The organism is Sorangium sp. So ce185, from assembly GCF_051526825.1.
Taxonomy (GTDB): Bacteria; Myxococcota_A; Polyangia; order Polyangiales; family Polyangiaceae; genus Sorangium; species Sorangium cellulosum_D.
In genome coordinates this window covers 10,328,872-10,343,785 of record NZ_CP150316.1, presented here as the reverse complement: position 1 = coordinate 10,343,785, position 14,914 = coordinate 10,328,872, and the positions used below count along the sequence as shown (strand labels likewise).

Genomic DNA, 14,914 nt, shown 5'->3' with positions numbered 1-14,914 from the left:
CCTCCCGTGCGGTGAGCGCGTGTCCAGCGCTCGACAGCCATCGATCGGTGCGCGGCGTCACGGATGAGCTTGCTCTGCCGCCACGATCGCCTTCAGCTCTCGGTGGCGCTCGTGTGCCGGGCGTCTCGTGATGACAGACGACTCTCTGCTTCATTGGCGCGGCGTCTGTCGAGGGCGTCGACACGTCTGCTCCACCGGAGGAAAAGTGGAGCGGCCCGGTGGCGTTGCTTGCTCCCACCTTCGCGGGCGCTTAGCCTAGAACGCAGACGTAACCACGAAATTGCGGAGGAAACGCCATGATGCCGATGATGAGCATGCCGATGACGGGCTCGATGGGGATGATGCCCCAGATGATGGGGATGATGCCCCAGATGATGGGGATGATGCCCCAGATGATGGGGATGATGCCTCAGATGATGGGGATGATGCCTCAGATGATGGGGATGATGCCTCAGATGATGATGCCTCAGATGATGGGGATGATGCCTCAGATGATGGGGATGATGCCTCAGATGATGGGGATGATGCCTCAGATGATGGGTCAGATGCCCCAGATGATGGGGATGATGCCCCAGATGATGGGTCAGATGCCGATGATGGCGCGGATGACCTGTGAGATGGATAAGGAGGGGATGGTCTGCAAGATGATGCCCATGGAGGGCATGAACATGGACATGCTGCGCCAGCGCTGTGATGCCATGATGAAGATGATGGGCATGGGCATGCCGATGATGCTGATGTGCGGCAGCATGCCGATGATGATGTGCATGGGCACCGGCATGGGCATGGGCTCTGGCGCGAGCGGCACGAGCAACATGGGCGGCTCGAACGTCGCCAGCATGAACCGATGATCGCGCGCCCCTGGCGCAGCGCCTGACGGCTCGCCGGCGCCGGGAAAGCACGCGCCGATGGACAGGGCGCCTGGAGCGCCAGGAGATCCTTCTTCTCCCGGCGCTCCAGGCACCCTGGCGGCGCGCTCTGGTCAGCCGGTCTTTTCGACGTACGTCATCACCAGGTACATGATGACTTCCTGCTTGGTGGGGTTCCTGTACTGGTGGGGCACGTCGGCCTCGAACAGGATCGCGTCGCCCGTCGCGAGCAGGTGGCGCTCGGCGCCGACGATCATTTCCAGCGTTCCCGTCGTCACCACGAGGTTCTCGAGCGTACCCGGCGGGTGTGGATCCGCCTGCTCGGTGGCGAGGGGAGCGAGCTTGAGCTCGTAGAACTCGACGGTCCTCGGCACGTCGAACGGGAACAGCGCGCGCGAGGTGAACGAGCCGTCGTGTGACGTGAGCACCTTGGCGCGCGCGGCCGGGATGAGCGCCGTGCCGCCGATCGACTGGTCGCTGATCAGCGCCGAGAACGGCACGCCCAGCGCCCGGGCGATCTTCCAGAGCACGTTGATCGTCGGCGTGCTCTGGCCGAGCTCGATCTGGCTGAGCATCGCCCGGCTCACGCTCGACGCCTTCGCCAGCCGCTCGAGGGAGAGCCCGCGCTTGGTCCGGAGGCGGCGCAGGTTGGCGCCGACGATGCCGGTGAGCGCCGAGGACGAGTCCTGCGGGGCCATCTCGTAGCCCCAGGCCTCATCGGACGTCTCGTCCACGTCCCGCCGCGGCGGCTCCTTGTGCGCCCCGTTCCCCCTCGCGCGGCTCGCGAGGTCGGCGGCGCCTTCCGGCCCGCGATGCGAGAGCGCCCCGGCGAGCGGTGAGGAGCTCTCCGCGAGCTCGGCGGGCGCTCCCACCCCGTTCTTGAAGCCCGCCCCGGACGACGAGGCTTCGAACCGCTCGCCGGCGATCAGCCCGAGGGGGGCGCGCGGCGTGTTCTGGCGGACCGATTTCATCGCAGCTGCCAGACCGGCATCCACGTCCACACGGGGAACCACCAGAGGGCGACCGGCATGGTCAACGAGCTACCCGACGCCATCGTGTCGTTCTCGAGCGCGCGTTCGCTCCGAGCGACCCGCCGCTGCTGCCGGTACTCTTCCAAGTCGATCACTTGAGCACTCTGGGGGCGCATCCGACTTACCTCCAACCCGTAGACCTATCATCCGTTATAACGGATTGTCTGTCAAGGGACAGCTCGGTCATGACGCATCGGTGACGGCACAGTGCGTTATCGCGATGACGCCATCGGCCAATCTCATCCGTAGCCGGTCGTTTCGGCGAAAATGCCTTGAATTCAGCAATTCGTTGCGTTGTTGCTGTAAAATCTTCCGAGGCGCCACCTCGCTCGGCTGTCCACGCTTGACGCGACGCGCTATTCTTGCAGCGACATCAAAATGATGCGCCTCCGAAATAGTGGACGGCGCCGGGCGCGCGCGCGCCCGGAGTCGTCCGTCCCTCCACGGACACCTGTCGCGGGCGATGCGGGGTGGCCTGGCGTGTCTGTGCCTCTCCGCGTTTGTCCGTTGCCGTCCCCGCGCGGGTGCGCCGCTCGGCCCGGTGCGTTCCAGGAACATTCGGGGCGCGCCGTCCTCTGTTCACCACGTCGCGGCGCGGTTGTGGAGCCGGGGCGCTTCGCGGCTCACGAGCGCACATCGCGACAGCACGAACACACAAGGAGGCAGCCATGGCGGGCGTCGACGTGGGTGGTGGCGAGAGGCGGGCGCGGAACAGCGATATCAACATGATTCCGTTCATCGATCTCCTGATGGTGACCATCGCCTTTCTCCTGATCACCGCGGTGTGGGTCTCGAGCTCGCGCCTCAAGACCAGCGCAGAGGCCCCGGCCGCCGCAGGGTGCGGTGAGGAGTGTCAGAAGGAGCCTCTCAAGACGATGCACGTCCACGTCGGCGAGGACAGGTTCAACCTCGTGTGGAAGCAGGGCGCGACCGTCCTGAGCGAGGTGAGCGTCCCCAAGCACGCTGTCGAGATCGGCGCGGCGGGGGCCAGCGCGATCCGTTATCGAGAGCTGAGCGACGCCATCCAGCGCGAGTGGGAGCGGAGCGGCGAGCACCGCGCCCCGAGCGACCGCCGCGCCGATCAGGCCGTGCTCCACAGCGACGACAAGACGCCGTTCCGCGAGCTCGTCGCCGTGCTCGACGCCATCAACGCCCCGCGCCGCACGGTCCTCCTCGACGATGGCCGCAGCATCGAGATGCCCGCGTTCCTCGCCACCTTCTCCGCGCGCTAACCCCCACCGTAGGCCCCCGGCGAGGGTGTCCTCGGCGCGGGGCGGGGTGGGGGATGGGCCGATGTCTGAGCCTGAGCGTTGAGCCATCCGGCTTGCCGGATGGCTCAACGCTCAGGCGAGTTCGGCGGGGCCCCCACCCCGCCCCGCGCCGAGGATACCCTCGCCGGGGGCCGGGCCCCTGGGATGTTACGCCGTGAACTCCGTCGTGAGCGCCACCCAGTTCGAGGGCGGCCGCACCGCGTAGCTCAGCGCCAGCACCTCGATCAGCACCACCCGGTAGATCGCGTGGACGTCGTCGACGTCGACCTCGTGCGCGTTCGCCTCGAGGGCCGCGTCGAGGTGCTCCTGCACGAACGCGAGGACGTCCGGCTGCTCCATCGCGATCACGTCGTCCGAGTCGACCGCCTCCGCGGGGTCGTGGAGGCGGATCTGCTCGTCCAGGTTCAGCGACTCCTCGACGCCGGTGAGCGCCGTCTCGGTGACCTCCTCGAGGTCCTGCCCGAACAGCTCGTCGAAGGCCAGCCAGATCGCCAGCGTCAGGAAGTAGCCGAGGGCGAGCGCCGTCTCGTCGAGCGGGCCGGAGAGCACCGAGGAGATCCGGTCGGCCAGCGCGGGCTGCGTCTGCTCGAAGCGCGTGAACGCGTCGTCGAGCTGCTTGCGCGAGTCGTCGTCATCCTCGGCGAGCTGATCCTCGATCTCGGACAGGACGCGCGCAGGCACCTGAGCGTACGAGGGGACGGGGCGAATGGCTGCGCGGCGTACCCACACGCGGACAACCTAGCACACGATGGCGCGGCTCATGGAGCGAGGAGCCGGATGCTCGACGCAGGAACCCACCCCTCCGCCGCGCCCCAGCGGACCTCCGCCAGCCCGCCCGATCTCCTGCCGACCTCGACCGACGCGCCCTCCGGGATCGGGCTCTGCGCCGCGGCGGCCAGCGCGCGCCCGCCCTCGTCGAGGAGCCGCACCTCGGGCGCGACCACGACGCCCGCCCGGGTCGTGAGGCGGAGGTGCCGCGCCGCATAGGTGAGCGGCACCAGCGCGAGCAGCGCGACGAGCGCGGTCGGCGCGAGGACGCTGCCCGCGACGTGCGCGGGGCCGGCCGGGCGGCGCCGCAGGACCACGCCCAGCGACAGCAAGAGCGACGCGAGGAGCGCCGCCGCCGCCCAGGTGCGCTCCGAGGCGAGGCCGACGACGACCCGGTCGAGGGTGGGGCGCGCGTCGACCGCGTCCGCGGCGCGGCGCGAGCGCCGGCGCGTGATCTCGGCGCGCACCAGGTCGAGCGCGCGATCCGCGTCCGCGTCGCCCGGGCGGAGCCGCAGCGCCTCCTCGAAGGCGGCCGCCGCCCGGCCCAGATCGCCGGGGCGGTCGGCGCCCTCGCGCACGCGGGTGACGTACGCGAGGCCGCGGTTGTAGCTCGCGTCCGGGTGCACGAAGCCGCGGTCGGCGAGCAGCTCGAACGTGTCGATCGCCGCGCCGTACTCCCCGCGGCCGAGCGCCGCCGTGCCCTGCTGGAACAGCGCCTCGGGCGGCTCCGCCGGCTGCGCGCGCGCCGCGCGCAGCGGCAGCGCCGGCGCGAGGCACGCGGCGAGGACGAGCGCGGCCGCGAGGGGGCGCCTCTTCCGGAGGTTCACGTCGGCTTCCATCGGGCGAGCTCGGTGAAGACGGCGCGGCCCTGCTCGACGAGCGCCGCGGCGGCCGCCGCGCCGGCGCTGCCGCCGCGCGCCGCCGGCTCGAACCGGACCGCCTCGCACGCGGCCAGCGTCTCGCAGGCGCGCGCCGAGAGCGCGTCGGGGACGCCGCGCTGGCCGAGCTCGTCCGGCAGCGCGGCGAGCAGGACGCCGCGGGAGCGGAGGCCCGTCGCGGACTCGATCGCGCGGTGCACGGCGCGCTCGATCGCCGCGGCCGTCGCCCCGAGGTCGCCCTGCGTGGCGGCCTCCTCCGCCTCGCCCAGCGCGACCGCCGCGAGCCGGGCGGGCGAGGTGGCGCCGGCCGCGCGGCGCTCGCGCGCCCGGCGCGCGAGGCGAGATCCCGCGCCGAACAGCGTGACGGCGAGCGGCGGCGCGGCGAGGAGCAGCCAGAACGGCGCTCCGTCGAGGGGCAGCGTCGCGGGCGGGGCGTACGGGCCGAGCGACGTGCGGAGCCCGGGCATCCCGGCGAACGGCTCGGCGCGGCCTGCGGCGCCGTCCGCGGCGCCGGGCGCCCCGGACGACGGCGCGGACGCCGCCGGCGGCGCGACCGGGGTCACCTGGACGACGCCGAGCTCGGCGCCCTCGACCACGTAGCGCTTCTGCGCCGGATCCCAGTAGGGGAGCTCGATCTTCCCGAGATCCACCGCGCCGCTCTCCTGGATGCGGACGACGTAGCCGAACGACCGGGAGCCGCCGATCGCGCCGCCGCGCGGCTCGAGCGACTCGCGCTTCTCCGGATCGAGCCACTCGAGGCCGGTCCGCTCCGGCACCCGGAGCGACTGCGGGAAGTTGCCGGTGCCCGCGACCTGCACGGTGACGGCCACCGAGCCGCCCTGCTCGATCTGGCGCGGCTGCACCGTCGCCTTGAGCGTGAACTGGCCGACGTCGCCGAGGACGTAGCCGGACGGGCGGCCGGCGAGCGGCGGCTCCGTGACGCGGACGACCACGTCGTTCGACTCGCGCAGCACGCGCGCGCCGATCCGCCGCCCCGTGATGCGCGCCTGCATGCTGCCGGTGTGCAGCTCGCCCGCCTTCAGCGGGAACAGCGCGAGCTTGTCGATGAGGCGGGCCGCGTAGCGGTGCCCGCCGACCCGCGTGTACACGGGCCGCTCGTGGCGCGGGTCCTCGAGGAGCGGGTGGCGGAGGAAGTCCGCGGCGGGCGCGGCGCGGGGCTCGCTCATCTCCGCGTTCTCGCGGAAGTAGAGGTAGAACGAGACGGTGACCTGCTCGCCGACCACGGCGGTCGTCTTGTCGGGGATGGCGCGGAGGAACACGATCGGGTCGGGCTCGCTCGGCATCGCGAGCTCCGGCGCCTGGTCCTCGGGCTCGTCCTCGACCTCGTCGTCGTCCAGGAGGCTCCCCGGACCGCCGAACGGCCAGGGAAAGCCCTGCATCGGGCCGCCGGGCAACAGGAACGGGTTGTTCGGCCGGCGCGGCCGCCCGCTCGCGGGCACGACCTTGATCAGGATCGGCGCCGCCGTCAGCCGCTTGCCGTTCCAGCCGATCGTCGGCCCCGGGATCGTGTAGCGGCCGGGCTTGTCCGCGACGATCTGCCACGTCGCGCTGATCCCGAGCTGCGTGGTCATGACGCCGCCGCTGAGCTGCGTCTTCATCTGCGTCCCGATGCTCGGGCCGGAGACGATGGAGAGGTCGGGCGGGACGCGCAGCTCCGGATCGGACGGCATGCCGCCGCCGCGCTCCACGAGCGCCTTCACCTCGACCGTGAACGGCTCGCCGACCTCGACCTCGGTGGAGCTCGCGCGCGACGAGAGCTCGGGCTGCTGGGCGCGCGCGCGCAGCGGGGCGAGCAGCGCGAGCAGCGCGAAGAGCAGCGCCGTCGCGAGCGGCGCGAGGCGCGGGGCGGCGAGCGCGAGCGGGGCGGGGAAGCGCGCGGCGAGCGCGAGCGGGGCAGGGGAGCGCGGCGGGCGCGTCACTTGTCCTCCATCGCGCGGCCGCGCCGCATCCCGGCCTTGCTCTTCGCTTCCTGCTCCTGGTACGTCGGCGCCTCCTCGAGCTGGTCGAGGATGCGATCGTCCTGCCGCCCGGTGGGCGGCTGCTCCTGGGGCTGCTCGCGCGGCGGCTCGGGCTGATCCTGCGGGCCCGCGTCGGGCGGCTGATCCTGCGGGCCGGCGTCCGGGCTCTGGTCCTGGTCGCCGCCGTCGTCGCCCGCGTCCTCGCCGCCGCCGTCGTCGCCTGCGTCCTGGTCGCCGCCGTCGTCGCCCGCGTCCTCGCCGCCGCCGTCGTCGCCTGCATCCTGGTCGCCGCCGTCGTCGCCCGCGTCGGGCTCGGCGTCCGGCGGCGCGTCGGGCTCGGCGTCCGGCGGCGCGGCGTCCTGCTGCTCCTGGATCCGCCGCAGGGCGATGGCCCGGTTCCAGGCCGCGTCCCGGCCGATGCCGTCGCCCCCCGCCTCCTCGAAGATGCCGGGGATGATGGCCAGCGCCTGGTCGTAATACGTCACGGCGTCCTCGTACTTGCGCCGCAAGAACTCGAGGTTGCCCGCGAGGTAGCGGGCGCGCGCCCGCAGGTCGGCCGGCACGCTCGGGTCGGCGCCGATCGCCTTCACCAGGATCAGCGCGCAGTCGATCTCGATCCCGCGCAGCGCGTCGTTCTGCTCCTGCTCCGGCCCGCCGTCCGCGAGCTCCTCGTCGCCGAACCGGTGGCCGAAGCGCTCGGCAAGGTGGAACAGCGTCAGCCCGAGATCGAACGAGCCGTTCGGCTTCTGGCGGACGGCGTCGGGCAGCCCGATGCCGGCGTCGGTGCACGGGCCCGTCCCCAGGTAGCTCGCGAGCGCCTGCTCGGCGGACTCGAAGTTGCCCGCGTCGAGATCGCGGATCGCCTGATCGACCGCGGGCGCGTTCCGCTCGAACGGGGACGTCGGATCCCACCCGCTGCAGCCCGTCGCCGCCGAGAACGCGGCGCCGGTGACGCACGCGGCGGCGAGCCCGATCGCGATGGCGCGCCCGTGGCGCGCGAAGAACCCGGAGAGCTCCGCCCGCCGGCGATCCCGGCGCGGCGCGTCGGCCCGCTTGCGATCACGACGCGGCATGCTGCCCTCCCGCGCTGCCCTCCGCCGCCGCCCCCGCCGCGAGGTCCGCGCCGCCCGGGCGCGCCTTCAGCAGCGCGGCGCGCTTCGGCGCGACCTCGGGCCGCGTCGCGACGAAGCGCCGGCGCGGAGCGTCCTTGAGGAACACCTCGGCGATGAGGAGCAAGATCGCGAGGCCGAGGGGGTAGAAGTAGACGTCCGCATAGACCGTCTCGACCCGCTCCGAGAACTCGCTCTTCATCTGCCGCCTGAGCTCCGCGGCGATCGTCTCGATGCCCGTGGTCCCCTTCTCCGCGCGGATGATCTGCCCGCCCGGCGTCGCCTGCGCGATCGACGCGAGCTGCTGCTCGCCCGACAGCGACAGCTCGGTCGTGAGCGGCTTGCCCTGGCGATCGGTCCGCCACCCGACGATGCGGCCGTCCGGGCCGATCTCCGGGATCGGCTCCGGCGTGCGCCCGCCGATCTGCACGACGTGGATCGTCGTGCCCTGGGCGCCGATCGCCTGGGCGACGCTCAGCGGGTAGCCCTCGAGGTCCTCGCCGTCGGTGACGAGCAGGATGATCCGCTTGTGCTCGGCGGATTTCGGATCCCGCTTCAGGAGGTCGTTCGCCTGGTCGAGCGCGCGCGCGATCGCGGTGCCGCCGATCGGCATGTCGTTCGGGTCGAGCTGGCGGAAAAACTGGGCGATCGCGGCGCCGTCGGCCGTGAGCGGGAAGCCCATCGGCTCGCCGGCGAACGCCACCGCGCCGAAGCGCGCGCCCTCGAGATCCTTGATGAGGCGGGCGACCTCGACCTTCGCCCGGAAGATGCGCGAGGGCTCGACGTCGCGCGCGTACATGCTCTTCGAGTAGTCGAGCACGACCACCACGTCGACGTTCGTCGCCGGCACGAGCCGCGTGCCCTTGCCGTACTGAGGCCGCGCCGCGGCCACGAACGCGAGCGCCGTCGCGAGCACGAGGAGGACGCCCTTCCACGCGCGGCGCTTCGACGGGTCGGCGGTGGTGAGCGCCTTCACGCGATCCTCGTCGCCGAAGCGCTTGATCGCGCGCGCCACGCCGAAGCCGCCGAGGATGAGCAGGAGGCCGATCAGCGCGGCGAACGCCGTCCCGAGCAGGAACCACGGGGCCGCAAAGTTCACGGGAACCTCCGGAGCAGCCAGGCGCGCAGGAGCGCGTCGAGCCCGATCAGGAACACGCCGGGCAGGAGCAGGAACGGGAAGAGATCCTCGTACGCGGCGCTCGACGCCTCGAAGCGGGTCTTCTCCAGCCGGTCGAGCACGTCGTGCATGCTGTCCGCCAGCGCCTTCGCGTCGGTCGCCACGTACGACTCGCCGCCGGTCTTCTGCGCGATCTCCTGGAGCAGCGCGGGGTTCACCGGGAAGCGGTGGCGCACGTAGCGCGGCTGCCCGAAGAGATCGACGCCGTCCTCGACCTCGACCTCGTCGTCGGTGCCGATCTGGATCGTGTAGACCTTCACGCCGAGCGACGTCGCGAGGTGGGTCGCGTACTCGGGCGCGATCGCCCCGGCGTTCGAGTCGCCGTCGGTCAGGAGGATGACGACCTTCGACTGCGCGTCGCTCCGGCGCAGGCGGGCGACCGCGGTGCCCAGCGCGTCGCCGATCGCCGTCGCGCTGCCGTCGATCACGTTGAGCGTCATCTGCGACACCATCTGCGTGAGCAGGTGGTAGTCGAGCGTCGGCGGCGACAGCACGTACGCGGCCTTGCCGAAGACGACGACGCCGAGGCGATCGGTCTTCCTGCGGCCGATGAAGTCCTGGAGGACGAGCTTGGCCGTGTCGAGCCGGGTCAGCCGCTTGCCGCGCGGCAGCCTCGGCTGGCCGGGCAGATCGCTCGCCCGCGCGTCGAGGATCGCGCGCATCGAGCCCGACAGGTCGAGCGCGACGACGATGTCGATGCCCTTGTCGTCCGTGCGCTGCTCGCGGAGCACGCTGACCGGCCGACCCATCGACAGGACGAGCAGCGCGAGCGCCACGGCGCGGAGCACGCCCGGCAGGTCGCGCAGGTGGCTGCGCAGGCCGCGCGGCCCGCGCGCGAGCGGCGCGACCGTGCCGAGCCGGAGCCGGGGCCTGCGCGCGTCCTCCGCGAAGATGCCCCAGTACCAGACGACCGGCACCGCGAGGAGCGCGAGCAAGAACCACGGCGCCTGCCAGCTCGCGCCCGCCCACGCGTCGCGGCGGGCGAGGTAGGGATAGACGCAGGCGAGCGCGGCGACGACCAGCGTCGCCCCGATCGCGAGCGCGGCGCGCTTCGCGCGGCTCACGGCGCCTCCCCTTCCACCCCGGGCGGGCGAGCGGGCGGCGGCTGCTTGCCGGCGGGCGATCCTCCGGCCCCGGCGGCCCCGGCGCCCCCTTCGGGCCGCACCGCCGGCGGGGTCGTGCGGTGCACGATGACCTCGCCGCGCTCGATCGCCTCGAGGCAGTCGGCCTCGCTCGGCTGGAGGCGCGCGAACTTCACGAGGTCGCAGTCGGCGAGGAAGCGCGCGATCTGCGGCAGCACCGGCACCGGCGGGCGCACCCGCGCGAGCAGCGCGCGCATCTCGTCGCTGGTCGTCTCGAGGCCGTCGAAGCCGTAGCGCGCGCCGAGGTACTTGCGCACGCAGTCGCTCACGCGGTCGAAGTACTCGTCGGTCCGGCCCTCGCTGAGCAGGCTCGAGCGCCGGAGCGCCTCGAGCTCCTCGAGCGCGGCGACCCACGGCAGCTTGGGCGGCGGGGCGGCCACCACGCGGGGCCGGCGCATCCAGCGCCGGACCAGCCAGGCCACGATGAGCCCGAGCGCCGCGCCGATGAGGATGCCCGCCGCGAGCTGCTTCGCGAGCACCCACTCCTCCCGCTGCGGCCGCGGCGGCGGGTTCGGCTTGACCTTGGGATCCCGCTCGTTGGCGATCGGGTCCTCGACCACGATCTCGTGCGGCCGGGTGCAGACGGTGACGAGCTCGCCGCTCGCGCGGGACACGGCGATCGGCACCGGCGGCAGCTGCAGCGCGCTCCTCCCGGGCTCCTTGGGCAGCGGGACGAACGGGATGACCAGCTTGGTCGTCGCGCCGGCCTCGGTCGCCGTGGTCTCGCTGGTCGGCCCCGCCCCCGCGTCGGCCTCGGGCAGGATGAACCCCGCCTTCTCCAGCGCGCGCGCGGCGTCGCTGTCGCCCTGGACCTTGAAGCCCTCCGGCAGCACCGTCTCGCCCTTGCCGTGCGCGATCGTGATCTCGAGGTGCGCCGCGTACCCGCTGAACCCGTTCCTGGGGAACGTCTCCTGGAGCGTCGGCCGCGTCGCGCCGGGCGGCACGTGCTCCGCGCACGAGGCCCACACGCTCCCGCCGCGCTCCGTCGCCGCGGGCGCCGGCGCTGGCAGCGGCGGCGGCGCGGGCGGCGCGTCGTCGTCCCGCGCGGCGGGCCCGCCGGCGGCGCCCGCGTCCGGCTGCGCGAGCGCCGGCGCCGCGCACGCGAGGGCCGCCGCCAGCGCGGACCACGCGGGCAGGCGGGCGGCGCCCGCGCCGAGGGCCGAGGGGGGCCGCGGCCTCATCGCCTGATCCTCCGCGCCCGCTTGGCGAACAGGTCGCGCAGCGGCGTCACGAAGCTCTCCCCCGTCTTCACGACCACGGCGTCGAGCGCGAGCTTCTTGAAGAGCTTGTCCCGGTCGCTCCGGAGCTTGCGCATGGCGGTGCGGTAGTGGTCGCGCACCGCCCGGTCGCCGGTGTCCACCACGACCTCCTCGCCGGTCTCCAGGTCCTCGAACGTCGCCAGCCCCACGTCGGGCAGCTCCTCGTCGCGCGGATCGACCAGCATCACCGGGATCACGTCGTGCTTCGCGCTCGCGAGCGAGAGCGAGCGCTCGAAGCCGGTGGCGAAGAAATCGCTGATCACGAAGGCGACGCTCCGCCGCTTCGCCACCTTCACCAGCGTCTCGAGCGCGAGCTTCAGGTTCGTGCCCGTGTACTTCGGCTCGTGCCCGAGGATCTCCCGGATGACGCGCATCACGTGCTTGTCCCCCTTCTTGGGCGGCACGAGCTTCTCGACGGCCTCGGTCGCGAGCACGAGGCCCACGCGATCGTTGTTCTTGATGGCGCTGAACGAGCAGAGCGCCGCGATCTCGGCGGCGACGCGCGCCTTCGACGCGCGCCGCGTGCCGAACTGCTCGCTCTGCGAGGCGTCGACGACCAGCATGACGGTCATCTCGCGCTCCTCGACGAACACCTTCACGAACGGCTCGCTCATGCGGGCCGAGACGTTCCAGTCGATCCAGCGCACGTCGTCGCCGGGCATGTAGGCGCGGACCTCGCGGAACGAGAGGCCCTGCCCCTTGAAGACGGACGAGTACGTGCCGGAGAGCTGCTCGTTGGCGAGCCGTTGCGTCCGGATCTCGATGCGCCGGAGCTGCTTGAGGAGCTCCGGCGGCAGCGGGTTCTTCGAGCCGGAGGCCTTGATCACGGCACCTCGACCACCTCGAACACGCGCCGGACGATCTGCTCGGACGTCACCTCCTCGGCCTCCGCCTCGTAGGTCAGGACGACCCGGTGCCGGAGCACGTCCGGGCCGATCGCCTTCACGTCCTCCGGCGTCACGTAGCCGCGGTGGCGCAGGAACGCGTGCGCGCGCGCCGCGAGCGCCAGCGCGATCGAGGCGCGCGGGCTCGCCCCGTACTCGATGAGGCTGCTCAGCTCCCGCATCCCCTTCTGCCCGGGCTCGCGGGTCGCGAAGACCACGTCGACGATGTAGTCCTTCACGCGATCGTCCATGTACACGTCGCGCACCACCTTGCGCGCGGAGACCAGCTCGTCGGGCGTCGTCACCTTCGCGGCCTTGCCCTCGATCACCGCGGTCGTGCGGTCGATGATCTGCCGCTCCTCGGCGCGCGCGGGGTACCCGACCTTGACCATGAGCATGAACCGGTCGACCTGCGCCTCCGGGAGCCGGTAGGTCCCCTCCTGCTCGATCGGGTTCTGCGTCGCCATGACCACGAACGGGCTCGGCAGCGGGTAGGTCGTGTCCCCGATGGTGACCTGCCGCTCCTGCATCGCCTCGAGCAGCGCGCTCTGCACCTTGGCCGGGGCGCGGTTGATCTCGTCGGCGAGCACGAGGTTCGCGAAGATCGGGCCGAGCTTCGAGGTGAAGTCGCCCTTCTGGTGGTTGTAGATGACGGTGCCGATGAGGTCGGCGGGCAGGAGATCCGGCGTGAACTGGATCCGGGAGAACTTCGCGTCGATCGCGTCGCAGAGCGTCCGCACGGTGAGCGTCTTGGCGAGGCCCGGGACGCCCTCGAGGAGCACGTGCCCTCCGGTGAGCAGCCCGATGAGGATGCGCTCGATCATGTACGTCTGGCCGACGATGACCTTGCCAACCTCGCTCAGCAGGGTGTCGATGAAGGCGCTCTCTTTGGCGACCAGCTCGTTCAGGGCGCGTACGTCGTGCATAACGGGTGGGAGCTCATAGCAAGCCCGGCCGCCCGAGGACAACCGGCGCCGCCCGAATATTCCTCGGCGGGCGCCGGGCATCGCGGCGCGGCGCGCGGCGCGCGGCGCTAGAAGCCGGGCTCGCGGAACCTGGCGCGCCCGGTCTCGGCGGGCGCGCGCGGCAGGCGCGGAGGGCCCGGGCTCGCGGTCGCCGCGGGGGCGGAGGACGGCGGCGTCGCGGGCGCGGTCGAGGGCGCCGGCGCGGGCGGCGGCTCCGGCGCGCGCGGCTCGGCGGTCGCGGCCCGCGGGCCCGGCTCCTCCGCGAGGGGCGGCGCCGCGGGCACCTCCACGATCTGCTGCGCGGCGGGGCCCTCCCCGAGGCCGATCCACAGGAGCGTCGCCGCCCCGAGCAGCGCGCCCGACGCGACGAGCGCCGCCGCGGTGGCGATCGTGCGGGCGCGGCGGCGCGGATCGAGCCGGGAGGACGGCCGCCCCCGCGACCTGCCGTCCGCGGCGCGCAGCGCGTCCTTGATCACCGCCGCGCGCCGGGACGTGCGCGCGGCGAGCGCGTCGCGGATGTACCCCGTCACCTCCTCGGGGCGGCCGCCGAGCGTCGCGTTCACCGCCTCCAGCGCGTCCGCGAGCTCGGCCATCGTGGCGAACCGCTCGGCGGGATCCTTGGCGAGCGCGCGCATCACCGCGGCCTCGAGCGCGGGCGGGTAGCCGGGGTCGAGCGAGCTCGGCGGATCGACCGGCTCGGGCCGCGCGATGCGCGCCATCGTCGCGAGGTCGTGGCTCGCGGCGAAGGGGTGCGTGCCCGTCGTCAGCTGATAGAGCACGATCCCGAGCGCGAAGATGTCGGACCGCCGGTCCAGCTGCTCGCTGTAGACCTGCTCGGGGGCCATGAAGAGGATCTTGCCCTTCATGTGCCCGGTGTTGGTCGTCGGGTTGTCCGCCTGCGCCACGGCCTTGGCCACGCCGAAATCGGCGATTTTGACCGAGCCGTCCCGCGTGATCAGGATGTTGTGCGGAGAGACGTCCCGGTGCACGAGCCCGACCAGCGCGCCGTCCTCGTCCCGGAGCTCGTGGGCCGCGTGCAGTCCGCGCGCCGCCTCGATCGCGATCCGCACCGCGACGGGCAGGGGGAGCGGCCGGCCCTGCTTGCGGGTGCTGCCGCCCTGCAGCGCCACGAGGGCGTCGCCGTCGATCCACTCCATCACGAAGTAGAGCACCCCGCTCTGCTCACCTTGATCCAGGATCGCGCACACATTCGGGTGCTTGATCCGGGCCGCGATGCGCGATTCCGTGAGGAACATGCGCTTGCAGCGCGGATCGCTGGAGAGCGCCGGCAGCATCGTCTTGACTGCCACGATCTTGTCGCCCGCCGCCCCGTCGCGCTCCCGGGCCGCCCACACCGTGCCCATTCCGCCCTGCGCGATGGCGATCAGCAGCTCATAGCGGCCGAGGAGTTGGCCTGGCACAAGATCGACGGGCGCTATCACAGCTCGTACCTGCGACTCCTGTGTCGTCGTGAATCCGACCACGCTGAAGCTCTCACGGGCGATGCCTCGGGCGATGCCTCCGGGCGATGCAGAGCGTTCCAGGATCGGGAACCAATCTCAAACAATTTTCCAGTTGTCGA

General features: G+C 72.5%; 14 protein-coding genes. 2 read left to right on the top strand and 12 right to left on the bottom strand.

Translation table 11 applies throughout. The features are described from left to right. Positions 1-296: 296 nt before the first annotated feature. Positions 297-851 (top strand): hypothetical protein, encoded by a 555-nt coding sequence (locus tag WMF26_RS38035; RefSeq protein ID WP_437996708.1) that lies wholly within the window; start codon positions 297-299, stop codon positions 849-851. A 131-nt stretch (positions 852-982) separates the two neighbouring features. Here the strand turns inward: WMF26_RS38035 and WMF26_RS38030 are convergent, their stop codons facing one another. Together WMF26_RS38030 and WMF26_RS38025 are read right to left on the bottom strand one after the other, a co-directional pair. Beyond that, a complete protein-coding gene (locus WMF26_RS38030; RefSeq protein WP_437996707.1) occupies positions 983-1,840 on the bottom strand; it encodes a helix-turn-helix domain-containing protein in 858 nt (285 codons plus the stop codon). Further along, a complete protein-coding gene (locus WMF26_RS38025; protein ID WP_165374388.1) occupies positions 1,837-1,995 on the bottom strand; it encodes a hypothetical protein in 159 nt (52 codons plus the stop codon). Before WMF26_RS38025 ends, WMF26_RS38030 begins: the two co-directional genes overlap by 4 nt. A gap of 573 nt (positions 1,996-2,568) precedes the next feature. On the opposite strand from WMF26_RS38025, the gene WMF26_RS38020 reads away from it, so the two are divergent. Further along, complete coding sequence (locus tag WMF26_RS38020) at positions 2,569-3,132, top strand: ExbD/TolR family protein (RefSeq protein ID WP_061629604.1); 564 nt, start codon at positions 2,569-2,571, stop codon at positions 3,130-3,132. Between the two features lie 186 nt (positions 3,133-3,318). Here WMF26_RS38020 and WMF26_RS38015 read toward each other — a convergent pair whose 3' ends face one another. The 10 genes from WMF26_RS38015 to WMF26_RS37970 all read right to left on the bottom strand — a co-directional run bounded on the left by WMF26_RS38015 (position 3,319) and on the right by WMF26_RS37970 (position 14,753). Then, a complete protein-coding gene (locus tag WMF26_RS38015; protein ID WP_020739589.1) occupies positions 3,319-3,852 on the bottom strand; it encodes a hypothetical protein in 534 nt (177 codons plus the stop codon). Between the two features lie 77 nt (positions 3,853-3,929). Further along, positions 3,930-4,766 carry a hypothetical protein gene (locus tag WMF26_RS38010; protein WP_437951012.1) on the bottom strand — a complete coding sequence of 279 codons (837 nt, stop codon included), beginning with the start codon at positions 4,764-4,766 and terminating at the stop codon, positions 3,930-3,932. Continuing rightward, positions 4,763-6,757 carry a BatD family protein gene (locus WMF26_RS38005; RefSeq protein ID WP_437996706.1) on the bottom strand — a complete coding sequence of 665 codons (1,995 nt, stop codon included), beginning with the start codon at positions 6,755-6,757 and terminating at the stop codon, positions 4,763-4,765. Before WMF26_RS38005 ends, WMF26_RS38010 begins: the two co-directional genes overlap by 4 nt. Next, positions 6,754-7,869: a tetratricopeptide repeat protein gene (locus WMF26_RS38000; RefSeq protein WP_437996705.1), complete on the bottom strand. Its 1,116-nt coding sequence runs from the start codon at positions 7,867-7,869 to the stop codon at positions 6,754-6,756. The genes WMF26_RS38005 and WMF26_RS38000 overlap by 4 nt, the downstream gene beginning before the upstream one ends. Next, a complete protein-coding gene (locus WMF26_RS37995; RefSeq protein ID WP_437996704.1) occupies positions 7,856-9,004 on the bottom strand; it encodes a vWA domain-containing protein in 1,149 nt (382 codons plus the stop codon). The genes WMF26_RS38000 and WMF26_RS37995 overlap by 14 nt, the downstream gene beginning before the upstream one ends. After that, positions 9,001-10,146, bottom strand: coding sequence for a vWA domain-containing protein (locus WMF26_RS37990; protein ID WP_020739579.1), 1,146 nt, complete (start codon positions 10,144-10,146; stop codon positions 9,001-9,003). Before WMF26_RS37990 ends, WMF26_RS37995 begins: the two co-directional genes overlap by 4 nt. Next, a complete protein-coding gene (locus WMF26_RS37985; RefSeq protein WP_437996703.1) occupies positions 10,143-11,405 on the bottom strand; it encodes a hypothetical protein in 1,263 nt (420 codons plus the stop codon). Before WMF26_RS37985 ends, WMF26_RS37990 begins: the two co-directional genes overlap by 4 nt. Then, positions 11,402-12,310, bottom strand: coding sequence for a DUF58 domain-containing protein (locus WMF26_RS37980; RefSeq protein WP_437951003.1), 909 nt, complete (start codon positions 12,308-12,310; stop codon positions 11,402-11,404). Before WMF26_RS37980 ends, WMF26_RS37985 begins: the two co-directional genes overlap by 4 nt. Continuing rightward, positions 12,307-13,293 carry an AAA family ATPase gene (locus tag WMF26_RS37975; protein ID WP_437314708.1) on the bottom strand — a complete coding sequence of 329 codons (987 nt, stop codon included), beginning with the start codon at positions 13,291-13,293 and terminating at the stop codon, positions 12,307-12,309. Before WMF26_RS37975 ends, WMF26_RS37980 begins: the two co-directional genes overlap by 4 nt. A gap of 107 nt (positions 13,294-13,400) precedes the next feature. After that, entirely contained in the window at positions 13,401-14,753 is a 1,353-nt protein-coding gene (locus WMF26_RS37970) for a serine/threonine-protein kinase (protein WP_437996702.1), read from the bottom strand. Between the last annotated feature and the right edge of the window lie 161 nt (positions 14,754-14,914).

Coding starts and splice junctions, on each gene's coding strand:
- WMF26_RS38020 (WP_061629604.1), top strand. CDS start 2,569: ATGGCGGGCGTCGACGTGGGTGGTGGCGAGAGGCGGGCGCGGAACAGC.
- WMF26_RS38035 (WP_437996708.1), top strand. CDS start 297: ATGATGCCGATGATGAGCATGCCGATGACGGGCTCGATGGGGATGATG.
- WMF26_RS38030 (WP_437996707.1), bottom strand. CDS start 1,840: ATGAAATCGGTCCGCCAGAACACGCCGCGCGCCCCCCTCGGGCTGATC.
- WMF26_RS38000 (WP_437996705.1), bottom strand. CDS start 7,869: ATGCCGCGTCGTGATCGCAAGCGGGCCGACGCGCCGCGCCGGGATCGC.
- WMF26_RS37985 (WP_437996703.1), bottom strand. CDS start 11,405: ATGAGGCCGCGGCCCCCCTCGGCCCTCGGCGCGGGCGCCGCCCGCCTG.
- WMF26_RS37975 (WP_437314708.1), bottom strand. CDS start 13,293: ATGCACGACGTACGCGCCCTGAACGAGCTGGTCGCCAAAGAGAGCGCC.